Raw genomic sequence first — 13,216 nt, 5'->3', positions numbered from 1 at the left:
CGCGACGGGCGGACCATGAACCAACCCGCAGGAACGTTACATCCATGCATCGCAGAAGTCTTTTCAAAGCTCTCCTCGCCGGCGTTGCCGCCGCATCGCTCGCAACCAGCTTCGGCGCACGTGCCGACGACAACCAGGTCATCCGCGTCGGCACCGTCGGCGGTCCGGACGCGCAGGTCTGGGCCGTGGTCCAGAAGGTCGCGAAACGCGAAGGCCTGAACGTGAAGGTCATCGAGTTCAACGACTACGTGCAGCCGAACGCGGCGCTCGACGCAGGCGACCTCGACGCGAACAGCTTCCAGCATCAGCCGTATCTCGACAGCCAGATCAAGCAGCGCGGCTACAAGCTGGTGAACGCCGGCCTCACGTACATTTCGCCGATCGGCGTGTATTCGAAGAAGCTGAAGTCGCTGAACGATCTGCCGCAAGGCGCGAAGATCGCGGTGCCGAACGATCCGTCGAACGAGAACCGCGCGCTGCTGCTGTTGCAGGCGAAAGGCGTGATCAAGCTGAACGCGGGCGCGGGCACGAACGGCAGCAACGCAACGCCGCTCGACGTCGCGCAGAATCCGAAGAAGGTGAAACTGGTCGAACTCGACGCCGCGCAACTGCCGCGCGCGCTGTCCGACGTCGATGCGGCGGTCATCAACACGAACTACGCGCTGGCCGCCGGCCTGCAGCCGACGAAGGATGCGATCGCGCTCGAAGACGTCCACAGCCCGTACGCGAACCTGATCGCGGTGCGCACGCAGGACAAGGACAAGCCGTGGGTGAAGAAGCTGGTCGCGGCTTATCAGTCGGAGGACGTGCGCCAGTTCATCAACACCACGTTCAAGGGTTCGATGGTGCCGTCGTTCTGATCGACGGCGGGACGCGTGTCGCGTCCCGCGTGGCCTGACAAACGAAAAAAGCGCCGCGGTTCGTACCGCGGCGCTTTTGTCTTATGCGAGGCATGCCGGCATCAATGCTGGGTCGGCGTCAGCTCGCGCACCCATCGTTCGACGATCAGTTCCCGGCCGAAGCGTTCTTCCCGCGCGGAATGCTCGTACCGGAACCCGCGCCGCCCGGCGAGACGCTTCGCGTCGCCGAGCGAGTCGGTGAGTGTCAGGTCGAGCATCTCGTAACCGGCCCGTTCGGCGAAACGCACGCATTCGTCGAGCAGTTGCGAGCCGATGCCGAGCCGCCGCACGTACGGCTCGACGAACAGCAGCCGCACGCGCGCGACCGAGTGTCCGGCCGCGACGACGAACGCCGACCCGACCGCATTCCCATCCTGTTCCGCGATCCACCCTGTTTCGCGCGCCGCGCCCTGCTTCTGCGCGAACACGGCGACGCTTTCCGCGAGCGCCGCCTCGAAGTGCGGACCCCAGCCGTATTCGTTTGCGAACCACTGCGCCTGTCGATACACGAGCCACCCGTATTCGCCGGCGCGCGGCGCCCGCAGCGCGACGTTGCCCTCCGCCTTGCGTCTGCGGAGCAATCGCTCGACGATCCGCATCGCGGCGACCAGCTCTTCCTGCTCGGTCGGCGCGAGCGGCGCGAGCGACGCGTGAACGCTGCCGATCACCGCGGCGTCGAGCGGCGCGAAGTGCGCGTGGCCGTCGTCCGTCAGCGCGAGCAGCGACTGCCGCGCGTCGGTGGCGGACGGCCGGCGCGAAATCAGGTTGCGCTTCTCGAAGCCCGCGAGAATCCGGCTCAGATAACCGGTATCCAGCGACAGGTCGCGCGCCAGCGCGGCGGCGGTTTGCGCGTGGCCGCGAGAGAGTTCGTACAGGATCCGGATTTCGGTAAGCGAGAACTCACTTCGCGGCAGGCGCGCATGGAGCGCGCCCAGGTGCTTCAGATAGAAGCGATTGAACTGGCGTACTGCCTCGGCGCGCCGCAACGCGTCCTCGTCGGTTGACTGCATATTCCCCGTAGCCGTTCTTGTGAGTGGTCGGTCACCACTATAACGGCAAGTTTTCGTGATTCATGTTCCCTGGCGAACGCCCATGGACAGGCCACTGGTATCGCACTGGTACGATTGTTGAGCCGTTTTTCTATGAAATATGCATAGACTGGTTCTTAAACGGTCCCCGAATAATACACATCCAGGGTAAATCCTGGTACACGAAGGGCGTGAATTTTACCGGGGATGAAACATGTAACTTAATGAATATAAATGGATTAATGTCGATCTAGTAGGTTTACTCGGGAAAATTGACTGGTATTATTGTGGTTATATAATGGGCTCGCTTTCGAACCGGACGCATCGCGATGCGGGCCGCATCGACTTCCCGAACCACCCGCCGGAGGCGTATGGAAACCCGTTGGTCTGCCCTGATGCCCGACGCGCGCAACGTCACGCCGCTGTATCTGCAACTGGCGCGCAATCTCGCGACGGCGATCCATTGCGGCGTATGGTCCGCCGGCGAGGCGCTGCCGTCGGAGCGGACGCTGTCGGACGCGATCGGCGTGTCGCGGATCACCGCGCGCAAGGCGATCGAGCTGCTGGTCGAGCAGGGCCTGATCCGGCGCGCACGCGGCGCGGGCAGCTTCATCACGCCGCGCGTCGAGGACCCGCTGTCGCGGCTCACTGGTTTCACGAAGAAGATGCAGCAGCGCGGCTTCACGCCCGATTCGGTGTGGCTGGAGCGCACCATCCGCCCGGCGCGCCGCGACGAGATCGTGCAGCTCGGGTTGTCCCCCGGCGCGTCGGTCGCGAGCCTGCGGCGGCTGCGGCGCGCGGACGGGATCGTGATGGCGGTCGAGCACTCGGCGCTGCCGGTGTCGATCGTGCCGGACCCGGACACGATCGACACGTCGCTGTACACGTATCTGGAGCAGCGCGGCGCGGCGGTCGTGCGGGCGCTGCAACACTTCCGCGCGATCAACGCGACGAGCGAGATCGCCGCGTTGATGGAGGTCGAGCCGCGCGCGGCATTGCTGGTCATCACGCGTGTCGGCTTCTCGGCCGACCAGCGCGCGATCGAGCTGACGGACACCTATTGCCGCGACGGCTACTACGACTTTGTCGCGGAGTTGCGCCAGTAGAGCCACCAAAACCACTAAAGCGATCGACGCAGGCAACGCGCGCCCCCGGGGACGGACCGGGACCACGCCCCCTGAACCCAACATCGTGCACCACCGGGAAAACTCATGCTGAGCGGAAACATACTGACCACTGACGGCTGGATTCACGGCTCGCTGTCGTTCGAGAACGGACGCATCACGTCGATCGCGGGCACGCCCGCCGATCCGGCCGGCAACGACGAGCCGTACATCCTGCCGGGTTTCATCGACCTGCACGTGCACGGCGGCGGCGGCGCCGACGTGATGGAGGCGGGCAACGCGATCGAGACGATCACCCGCACCCACGCGAGTTACGGCACGACGAGCCTGCTCGCGACCACGATGACCGCGCCGCGCGACGAACTGATGAGCGTCGTCGCCGGACTGGGCGAGGTCGCGCGCATCCGCACGCCGGGCGGCGCGCGCGTGCTCGGCGTGCATCTCGAAGGGCCGTACATCAATCCGGGCAAGCTCGGCGCGCAGCCGGACGCGGCGGTGTCGGCGGTGCTCGACGAGGTGCTGAAGTACCTGTCGATCGCGCCGATCCGCGTCGTGACCGTCGCGCCGGAAATCGCCGGCCACATCGAGATCATCTCGGAGATGGCCGCGCGCGGCGTGCGCGTGCAGCTCGGCCACTCGCTCGCGACCTACGACGACGCCGTCACCGCGCTGAAGCACGGCGCATGCGGCTTCACGCATCTGTTCAACGCGATGTCGCCGCTGCATCACCGCAATCCGGGGCTCGTCGGCGCGGCGCTCGCGCACGCCGAGTACGCGGAGATCATCCCGGACCTGCTGCACGTGCATCCGGGCGCGATCCGCGCGGCGATGCGCGCGATTCCGCGCCTGTACGTCGTCACCGACAGCACGTCGGCGACCGGGATGCCCGACGGCGAATACCGGCTCGGCAGCCAGCACGTGACGAAGTGCCTGGGCGGCGTGCGCCTCGCGGACGGCACGCTCGCCGGCAGCACGCTGACGATGGATCAGGCGTTGCGCAATCTCGTGTCGCTCGGCCTGCCGGTCGCGGACGTTTCAAACCGCCTGTCGCGCTACGCCGCCGACTACCTCGGGATCGAGGATCGCGGCCGCATCGCGCGCGGCGCATGGGCCGACCTCGTCGTGTTCGATCGCGAGCTGGCGCTGACGGCGACCTATGTCGAAGGAGAATCGATTGTCGAATATGCTTAACGAGGCGCTGGCGTCGGCCGGCGTCGTGGCCGCGCAGCTTGCCGATACGTCGCCGGTCGAGGCGCTCGCGCGTCGGCTCGACGAAGCGCCGCGCCACGTCGCGCTGACCGTCGCGCGCGGCAGTTCGGACCATGCGGCGAGCTACTTCGCGTCGCTGACGATGAGCCGGATCGGCGTGCCGGTCGCATCGCTGCCGATGTCGATCGCGACGCTCCAGCAGGCGCCGCTGCGCGTGCGCGACCAGTTCGCGCTCGCGTTCTCCCAGTCGGGCAGGAGTCCCGACCTCGTCGCGACGATGCGCGCGCTGCACGACGCGGGCGCATTGACCGCCGCCGCCGTCAACGTTCCCGGCTCGCCGCTCGCGGCGGCGGCCGGCATCGAACTGCCGCTGCACGCCGGCCCGGAACTGAGCGTCGCGGCGACCAAGAGTTATATCGCGATGCTCGCGTTGTCCGCGCAACTGGTCGCGTTCTGGCAGCGCGACGCCGCGTTCGTCGATGCGCTGCGCGCGTTGCCGGACGCGCTCGAACGCGCGGGCCGGCTCGACTGGTCGAAGGCCGTCGACGAACTGCGCGACGTGTCGCAGATGATCGTGATCGGCCGCGGCGCGGGCCTCGCGATTGCGCAGGAAGCGGCGCTGAAGCTGAAGGAAACGTCGGGCATCCAGGCCGAGGCGTTTTCGAGCGCCGAGGTGCGGCACGGCCCGATGGAACTGATCGGCCGCGATTATCCGCTGCTCGTGTTCGCGCCGCGCGGCCCGGAACAGGCGGGGCTGCTCGAACTCGCGCGCGACATGCAGAAACGTGGCGCGAGCGTGCTGCTCGCCGCGCCGCCCGACGTCGCCGACGCAATGCTGCCGCTCGCGCCGACCGCCGATCCGGCGCTCGACCCGGTCGCGGCGATCCTGTCGTTCTACGTGATGGCGGCGGCGCTGGCCGCCGCGCGCGGCCGCAATCCGGACGAGCCGCGCTACCTGCACAAGGTCACGGAAACCCACTAGCCTGGAACATTGATGGAACGCATCGAGGAGTCTCGTCTGATGGACCCGATGAACGCGGCGCACGGCCGCTTCGTATTGACCGCGCCGCTCTCCGGGCCGGTCGTGCCGCTCGCGTCGGTTCCCGATCCGGTGTTCGCGGAAGGGCTGTTCGGCGACGGCATCGGCATCGATCCGCTCGAAGGCCGCATGGTCGCGCCGTGCGACGGCACGGTCACGCATCTCGCGCGCACGGGCCACGCGGTCACGCTGCAGACCGCCGAGGGCGCCGAGGTGCTCGTGCACATCGGCATCGACACGGTCGAACTGAACGGTGACGGCTTCACCGCGCGGGTCGAGCAGGGCGCGCAGGTGCGGCGCGGCGACCTGCTGATCGAATTCGACGTCGATGCGATCGCGTGCCGTGCGCCGAGCCTCGTGTCGGTGGTCGCGATCGCGAACTCCGACGCGTTCGAGGTGGTCGGCCGCGCGGAAGCGGGCGACGTGCGGGCCGGCGTCACGCCGCTGCTCGCGCTGCGCGCGCGGGGTGCCGCGACGGAGGTTGTCGCGACGGAAGCCGTCGCGGTTTCCTCGGTCGAGACCGAAGCGCGCCGCAGCGTGACGCTGTCGCACGCGGGCGGTTTGCACGCGCGTCCCGCCGCGCGCGCCAGAGAGGCCGCGCGCGGTTTCGACGCGCGCGTCGAGGTGCGCTACCGGGATCGCAACGCGGCGGTCGAGAGCATCGTCGGCCTGCTCGCGCTGGGCGCCGCGCAAGGAGCGACGATCGAACTGGTCGGCATCGGCCGCGACGCCCAGAAGGCGATCGACGCGGTCGCGGACGAACTGACGCGCGAAGCAGCAGGCGAGGCGAACGAGACGCCCGCGCGGCAGCTTTCGCCGGCACCGGGGGCCGTGCGTCAGGCGGGCGAGCCGTTGCCGCCGAACACGCTCGCGGGCGTATGTGCTGCGCCGGGCGTCGCGGTCGGCGCGCTGGTGCGCTGGGACGACGCCGAGCTTGCGCCGCCCGAACTCGCGAGCGGCACGTCGGCGGCCGAGAGCCGCCTGCTCGACAACGCGATCGCGAGCGTCGACGCCGAACTGAACAGCAGCGTGCGCGCGGCGTCGCAGCGCGGCGCGATCGGCGAGGCGGGCATCTTCACGATGCACCGCGTGCTGCTGGAAGATCCGACGCTGATCGACGCCGCACGCGATCTCATCAGCCTCGGCAAGAGCGCGGGTTTCGCGTGGCGTGATGCGATCCGCACGCAGATTGCCGTGCTCGGCCAGGTGGACGATCCGCTGCTCGCGGAGCGCGCGGCCGATTTGCGCGACATCGAAAAGCGCGTGCTGCGCGCGCTCGGTTACGCGGGCACGACCGCTCGCGCGCTGCCCGACGAAGCGGTGCTCGCCGCCGACGAATTCACGCCGTCCGATCTCGCGACGCTCGATCGCAGCCGCGTGACCGCGCTCGTGATGGCGCGCGGCGGCGCGACGTCGCACGCGGCGATCATCGCGCGGCAGGCGGGCATTCCGGCGCTCGTCGCGGTCGGCGACGCGCTGCATGCGATCCCCGAAGGCACGCAGATCGTCGTCGATGCGAGCGCGGGCCGCATCGAATACGCGCCGAGCGCGCTCGACATCGAACGCGCGCGGCTCGAACGCTCGCGCCTTGCCGGCGTGCGCGAAGCGAACCGGCGCACGTCGCAGCTGGCGGTGGCGACGCGCGACGGCCGCGCAATCGAGGTCGCCGCGAACATCGCGACGCTCGACGACGCGTCGATCGCCGTCGAAAACGGCGCGGACGCGGTCGGCCTGCTGCGCACCGAACTGCTGTTCATTCACCGCCAGGCTGCGCCGAGCGTCGAAGAGCATCGGCAGAGTTATCAGTCGATCGTCGATACGCTCGCCGGCCGCACCGCGATCATCCGCACGCTCGACGTCGGCGCGGACAAGGAAGTCGATTACCTGACGCTGCCGCCCGAGCCGAATCCGGCGCTCGGCCTGCGCGGCATCCGGCTCGCGCAGGTGCGCCCGGACCTGCTCGACGATCAACTGCGCGGACTGCTCGCGGTGCAGCCGGCCGGCGCGGTGCGGATCCTGCTGCCGATGGTCACCGACGTCGGCGAACTCGTGCGGCTGCGCGAGCGGATCGACGCGTTCGCGCGCGAACTCGGCCGCGCCGACGCGATCGAGGTCGGCGTGATGATCGAGGTGCCGTCGGCGGCGCTGCTTGCCGATCAACTGGCGCGTCACGCGGACTTCCTGTCGATCGGCACGAACGATCTCACGCAGTACACGCTCGCGATGGACCGCTGCCAGGCGAACCTCGCCGCGCAGGCCGACGGACTGCATCCGGCGGTGCTGCGGCTCGTCGATGCGACGGTGCAGGGCGCGCAGAAGCATGGCAAGTGGGTGGGCGTCTGCGGCGCGCTCGCCGGCGATCCGCTCGCGGTGCCGCTGCTCGTCGGGCTCGGCGTGACCGAACTGTCGGTCGATCCGGTGTCGGTACCGACGGTGAAAGCGCGCGTGCGCAACCTCGACTATCAACTGTGCCGTCAGCGCGCTCAGGATGCGCTCGCGCTCGAATCGGCGCAGTCGGTGCGCGCCGCGAGCCGCGAAATCTGGCCGCTCGACTGAGCATCGCGCGCCCCGACGGGCGCGCGGCACATACACGTACCCCACGTACATACGTAACGAATCACGAACGGACGCAGCAAGCGACTGGAGATCGTCCCATGGAAGGAAACCCGTTTCTGAAGATCCAGAGCCTGGGTCGTGCGCTGATGCTGCCGATCGCAGTGCTGCCGGTCGCCGGCCTGCTGCTGCGCTTCGGCCAAGCGGACATGCTCAACATCAAGATCATCGCCGACGCCGGCGGCGCGATCTTCGACAACCTGCCATTGCTGTTCGCGATCGGCATCGCGGTCGGCTTCGCGAAGGACAACAACGGCGTCGCGGCGCTTGCGGGCGCGCTCGGTTATCTGGTGCAGGTCGCCGTGATGAAGGACATCAACGACAAGCTCAACATGGGCGTGCTGTCGGGCGTGGTGGCCGGGATCGTCGCGGGGATGCTGTACAACCGCTTCAAGGACATCAGGCTGCCCGAGTTCCTCGCGTTCTTCGGCGGCAAGCGTTTCGTGCCGATCGTGACCGGGCTGGTCTGCGTGGTGCTCGGCGTCGTGTTCGGCTACGTGTGGCAGCCGGTGCAGGCGGCGATCGATACCGCCGGCCACTGGCTGACGACGGCCGGCGCGATCGGCACGTTCGTCTATGGGCTGTTGAACCGGCTGCTGCTCGTGACCGGGCTGCACCACATCCTGAACTCGCTCGTGTGGTTCGTGTTCGGCACGTTCACGCCGCCGGGCGGCGGCGCGGCGGTCAGCGGCGACCTGCATCGTTTCTTCGCGGGCGACCCGAGCGCCGGCGGTTTCATGGCCGGCTTCTTCCCGGTGATGATGTTCGGCCTGCCGGCCGCGTGTCTCGCGATGCTGCACGAGGCGCCGAAGGCGCGGCGTCCGGCGGTCGCGGGGCTGCTGATGTCGATGGCGCTGACGTCGTTTTTGACCGGCGTGACCGAGCCGATCGAATTCACGTTCATGTTCCTCGCGCCGGTGCTGTACGCGATCCATGCGGTGCTGACCGGGTTGTCGCTCGCGATCTGCTCGCTGCTCGGCATCAAGCTCGGCTTCACGTTCTCGGCGGGCGCGATCGACTACGTGCTGAACTACGGGCTGTCGACGCACGGCTGGCAGGCCATTCCGCTCGGCATCGCGTATGCGGTCGTGTACTACGGGTTGTTCCGCTTCTTCATCCGCCGCTTCGACCTGCCGACGCCGGGACGCGAGCCGGCGAACGGCGACGCGGCCGCCGCGCCTGCCGCCGCCGGCGCAGCCGTCCCGGCCGGCGCCGTTGCGACGCCGCGGGCGGCCGGCTACCTCGCGGCGCTCGGCGGCGCGGCGAACCTCAAAGTCGTCGATGCGTGCACCACGCGGCTGCGGCTGTCGGTGGCCGATCCGGCGAACGTGTCGGAAGCCGCACTGCGGTCGCTCGGTGCGCGCGGTGTGCTCAAGCGCGGCGGCGAAAGCGTGCAGGTGATCATCGGGCCGGAGGCGGACATCATCGCCGATGAAATTCGCAGCGAGATCTGGCGCGGCGGTGCGGTGGCCGAAACGCCGGCGCAGGGCGGGACGGCTCGCGCATCGGCTTCTTCTGTGCAGGCTGCGGCGCCGGCCGGATCGACGCCGGCCGTCGATGCCGGCCCGCTCGATCCCGATCCGGTCGGCTGGCTCGGTGCGCTCGGCGGCGCGGCCAACATCACGTCGCTCGACGCGGTGGCCGCGACGCGTCTGCGCGTGGTCGTGCGCAATGGCGCGCTGATCGACCGGCAGCGGCTCGGCGCGCTCGACGTCGCATGGATCTCGGCAAACACGCTGCATCTCGTCGTCGGCAGCAGCGCGGCGCGTTATGTGCAGCAGTTCGCGCCGCATCTGCCGGCGGTCGGCAGCGGCCCGGCGGTGCAGCCGGCCTGATTCCGGACCAGACTGGACGTAAAAAAACGCCGCAAATGCGGCGTTTTTTTGTGGGCGAATGCGCGTCAGGCTTCGTCGCCGCGCTGCTCGTCCGCGGACACCTTGTGATGCGCTTCGAGCCACATCACGTTGATGATGCCGAAGCCGAGCGCCACGCCGATGCCGAGTATCCAGCTGAAGTACCACATGTGTGTGCTCCCGTGATTCGATGGTTCGAAGCGTTCAATACAGCGTGTGCCGGTTTTCCTCGACCGACGCGGCCGTGACCTTGCCGCGCATCACCGCATACGCCCACGACGTATACGCGAGCACGATCGGCAGGAAGATGATCACCGCGATCAGCATGATCTGCAGCGTCATGCGGCTCGACGTCGAGTCCCATACCGTCAGGCTGCTGCGCGGATCGAGCGATGACGGCATGATGAACGGGAACATCGAGAAACCCGCGGTCAGGATCACGCCGATGATCATCAGCCCGGTCGCGAGGAACGCGCTCTTTTCGTGGCGCGAGCCGGCCAGCACGAACGCGATCACCCCGCCGAGGATGCCGGCGATCGGCGCGAGCATCATCCACGGATAGTCGCCGTAGTTCGTGAGCCACAGCCCCGAACCGGCCTCGACTTCCTTCAGCAGCGGGTTCGCCACCGAGTCGAGCGGCGCCGGGTTCGTCACGTGATAACCGCCGATCAGCGTCGCGACCAGCGCGCCGGCGACGATGAACAGCAGCACCGCGACCCCCGAGCTGATCCGCAGCGCGGACGACGCGCGCTGCGCGATCACGCCGTCGGTTTTCAGCTTCACGAACGCGGCGCCGTGCGCGGTCAGCATCGACAGGCTGACGAGGCCGCAGACCAGCGCGAACGGGTTCAGCAGCGCGAAGAAGCTGCCGTGATAGGTGACGCGCAGGTCGCTGTCGAACGAGAACGGCACGCCTTGCAGCAGGTTGCCGAACGCGACGCCGAACACGAGCGCCGGTACGAAGCCGCCGATGAACAGCGCCCAGTCCCAGCCGGTGCGCCAGCGCACGTTGTCGCGCTTGCCGCGATAGTCGAAGCCGACCGGGCGGAAGAACAGCGCGAACAGCACCAGCAGCATCGCGAAGTAGAAGCCCGAGAACGACGCCGCGTACACGAGCGGCCACGCGGCGAACATCGCGCCGCCAGCGGTGATGAACCACACCTGGTTGCCTTCCCACGTCGCGCCGACCGTGTTGATGACGATCCGGCGTTCGGTGTCGGTCTTGCCGATGAACGGCAGCAGCACGGCGGCGCCCATGTCGAAGCCGTCGGTCAGCGCGAAGCCGATCAGCAGCACGCCAATGAGCACCCACCAGATCAGCTTGAGGGTTGCGTAATCCATGGTCGTTTTCCTTCTGCGGTTGACGGAATCGGGCAGCGCGTCACGCGACGTTGCTGCTGCTGACCACGGTTTCGGACCCCTGCTCGTGGTGGTAACGGCCGGTGTGCAGCGACGACGGGCCGAGCCGCGCGTACTTGAACATCAGCGTGATCTCAATGACGAACAGCGCGGTATAGAACACGACGAAGCCCGCGAGACTCAGCAGCACGTCGCCGGGCGCGAGGTTCGACACGGCGAGCGACGTCGGCAGCACGCCGGCGATCGTCCACGGCTGGCGGCCGGTTTCCGCCACGACCCAGCCGAACTCCGCCGCGAGCCATGGCAGCGGGATCGCCCAGACGGCCCAGCGCAGGAACCAGCGGCGGTTCGTCTGCAGCAGCGAACGTTGCGCGCAGAACCAGAACGCAAGCGCGAACGTCACGAGGAACAGGATGCCGAGGCCGACCATGATCCGGAACGACCAGAACACCGGCGCGACCGGCGGGATCGATCCGCGCGCCGCTTCCTTGATCTGCTCGGGTGTCGCGTCGACGACGTTCGGCGCGATGCGCTTCAGCAGCAGCGCGTAACCGAGGTCGGCCTTGTGCGCTTCGAACGTGTCGCGCGTCTCGGTGTCGGCGGTGCCGGCCTTCAGCTTCTGCAACGCGCTGTAAGCGAGGATGCCGTTGCGGATCCGCACTTCGGAACGGCCGATGATGTCCTTCAGGCCGATCACCGGTTCGTCGAGCGAGCGGGTCGCGATGATGCCGAGCGCGTACGGAATCTGGAGCGCGAAGTCGGTGCGCTGCTCCTGCTGGTTCGGGATCCCGAACACCGTGAACGACGTCGGCGGCGGCTCGGTTTCCCATTCGGATTCGATCGCCGCGAGCTTCGCCTGCTGGACTTCGCCGGTGCGGTAGCCGGACTCGTCGCCGAGCACGATCACGCACAGCGCCGACGCGAGGCCGAAGCCGGCCGCGACCGCATACGAGCGCAGCGCGAAATCGACGTCGCGACGCCGCAGCAGATACCACGACGAGATGCCGAGCACGAACATCGACGCGGTCACGTAGCCGGCGGACACCGTATGCACGAACTTCACCTGCGCGACCGGATTGAAGATCACGGTGAACAGGCTCGTCATCTCCATTCGCATCGTTTCGTAGTTGAACTCGGCGCCGGTCGGATACTGCATCCAGCCGTTCGCGACGAGGATCCACACCGCGGACAGGTTCGAGCCGAGCGCGACGAAGAACGTCGTCAGCAGATGCTGTCCTTTCGACAGCCGGTTCCAGCCGAAGAAGAACAGGCCGACGAACGTCGATTCGAGGAAGAATGCGGCGAGGCCCTCGATCGCGAGCGGCACGCCGAAGATGTCGCCGACGTAGTGCGAGTAGTACGACCAGTTGGTGCCGAACTGGAACTCCATCGTGAGGCCGGTCGTGACGCCCATCACGAAGTTGATGCCGAACAGCTTGCCCCAGAACTGCGTCATGTCCTTGTAGATCTGTTTGCCGGTCATCACGTAGACGGACTCCATGATGACGAGCATCCACGACAGCCCGAGCGTGAGCGGCACGAACAGGAAGTGGTAGAGGGCAGTGGTGGCGAACTGCAGACGCGACAGATCAACGGTTTCGCTAATGGGCATGGTGGTCCCCTTGTGGCGTGTCCGGCGCGGGTACGGACAGGATCGCCCGCGCGACTTCGGCGGGCGGCATCGACATGTTCTCGGCCTGCGGATGATTGAAGAACGCGTACTTCAGCGCGGTCAGCAGCACGAGTTTGAATACGAGAACGAAAACGATGTCGCGGGCAAACGTGGGGCCGCGGACCCAGCGCAGAAACCTGGCGCGTGGCGCGGCAGGCGGCCGGGCGGGAGGTTCGGAGGTCGAGATCATGATGGATCGATGACTGCTTCCGCTTAAACGTCGTTTCCAAACCAGGCTACGAACGCTGCCCGGAGCTTGTGTACAAGGATTCTAGGAGCGGGGGTCACCGGCACGTGACAGTCGACGCGCGACATTGGGTCGCGAACGCGTGCCTCGTTATTCGGTATTGCGATGCCGATTGCTTAAAGTCAAAAAATTAGGGGCGCAAGGATCGGGCGTTGCATCGGCTTCACGATGTC

At 67.6% G+C, this 13,216-nt stretch carries 11 protein-coding genes; 6 read left to right on the top strand and 5 right to left on the bottom strand.

Features of this window, described 5'->3' with window-relative positions; all coding sequences use genetic code 11:
- The first annotated feature begins 44 nt into the window (after window positions 1–44).
- Window positions 45–860, top strand: coding sequence for a MetQ/NlpA family ABC transporter substrate-binding protein (locus BLV92_RS15985; RefSeq protein WP_090546498.1), 816 nt, complete (start codon window positions 45–47; stop codon window positions 858–860).
- A gap of 101 nt (window positions 861–961) precedes the next feature.
- On the opposite strand, the gene BLV92_RS15980 is transcribed toward BLV92_RS15985, so the two are convergent.
- Window positions 962–1,909, bottom strand: a complete 948-nt coding sequence (locus BLV92_RS15980; protein ID WP_090546496.1) for a bifunctional helix-turn-helix transcriptional regulator/GNAT family N-acetyltransferase — start codon at window positions 1,907–1,909, stop codon at window positions 962–964.
- Between the two features lie 389 nt (window positions 1,910–2,298).
- Here BLV92_RS15980 and BLV92_RS15975 point away from each other — a divergent pair, with 389 nt between their 5' ends.
- The 5 genes from BLV92_RS15975 to nagE all read left to right on the top strand — a co-directional run bounded on the left by BLV92_RS15975 (window position 2,299) and on the right by nagE (window position 9,747).
- Window positions 2,299–3,033, top strand: coding sequence for a GntR family transcriptional regulator (locus BLV92_RS15975; RefSeq protein WP_090546494.1), 735 nt, complete (start codon window positions 2,299–2,301; stop codon window positions 3,031–3,033).
- 105 nt (window positions 3,034–3,138) lie between these two features.
- Window positions 3,139–4,242: an N-acetylglucosamine-6-phosphate deacetylase gene (gene nagA, locus BLV92_RS15970; protein ID WP_090546492.1), complete on the top strand. Its 1,104-nt coding sequence runs from the start codon at window positions 3,139–3,141 to the stop codon at window positions 4,240–4,242.
- Window positions 4,235–5,242 carry an SIS domain-containing protein gene (locus tag BLV92_RS15965; protein ID WP_090546490.1) on the top strand — a complete coding sequence of 336 codons (1,008 nt, stop codon included), beginning with the start codon at window positions 4,235–4,237 and terminating at the stop codon, window positions 5,240–5,242. Before nagA ends, BLV92_RS15965 begins: the two co-directional genes overlap by 8 nt.
- Before the next feature lie 12 nt (window positions 5,243–5,254).
- Window positions 5,255–7,855, top strand: a complete 2,601-nt coding sequence (gene ptsP, locus BLV92_RS15960) for a phosphoenolpyruvate--protein phosphotransferase (protein ID WP_090546488.1) — start codon at window positions 5,255–5,257, stop codon at window positions 7,853–7,855.
- A gap of 98 nt (window positions 7,856–7,953) precedes the next feature.
- Complete coding sequence (nagE, locus tag BLV92_RS15955) at window positions 7,954–9,747, top strand: N-acetylglucosamine-specific PTS transporter subunit IIBC (RefSeq protein ID WP_090546486.1); 1,794 nt, start codon at window positions 7,954–7,956, stop codon at window positions 9,745–9,747.
- A gap of 65 nt (window positions 9,748–9,812) precedes the next feature.
- Here the strand turns inward: nagE and cydX are convergent, their stop codons facing one another.
- The 4 genes from cydX to cydP are packed head-to-tail and all read right to left on the bottom strand — an operon-like array spanning window position 9,813 to window position 12,986.
- On the bottom strand, window positions 9,813–9,935 hold the full coding sequence (cydX, locus tag BLV92_RS15950; RefSeq protein ID WP_090546484.1) for a cytochrome bd-I oxidase subunit CydX: 123 nt from the start codon (window positions 9,933–9,935) through the stop codon (window positions 9,813–9,815).
- A gap of 34 nt (window positions 9,936–9,969) precedes the next feature.
- Window positions 9,970–11,106: a cytochrome d ubiquinol oxidase subunit II gene (gene cydB, locus BLV92_RS15945; RefSeq protein WP_090546482.1), complete on the bottom strand. Its 1,137-nt coding sequence runs from the start codon at window positions 11,104–11,106 to the stop codon at window positions 9,970–9,972.
- A 40-nt stretch (window positions 11,107–11,146) separates the two neighbouring features.
- On the bottom strand, window positions 11,147–12,736 hold the full coding sequence (locus BLV92_RS15940) for a cytochrome ubiquinol oxidase subunit I (protein ID WP_090546480.1): 1,590 nt from the start codon (window positions 12,734–12,736) through the stop codon (window positions 11,147–11,149).
- Window positions 12,726–12,986 (bottom strand): cytochrome oxidase putative small subunit CydP, encoded by a 261-nt coding sequence (cydP, locus tag BLV92_RS15935; protein WP_090546478.1) that lies wholly within the window; start codon window positions 12,984–12,986, stop codon window positions 12,726–12,728. Before cydP ends, BLV92_RS15940 begins: the two co-directional genes overlap by 11 nt.
- Window positions 12,987–13,216 lie beyond the last annotated feature (230 nt).

Source organism: Paraburkholderia caballeronis (assembly GCF_900104845.1).
GTDB lineage: Bacteria > Pseudomonadota > Gammaproteobacteria > Burkholderiales > Burkholderiaceae > Paraburkholderia > Paraburkholderia caballeronis.
This window is presented reverse-complemented; position numbering and strand designations above follow the sequence as displayed.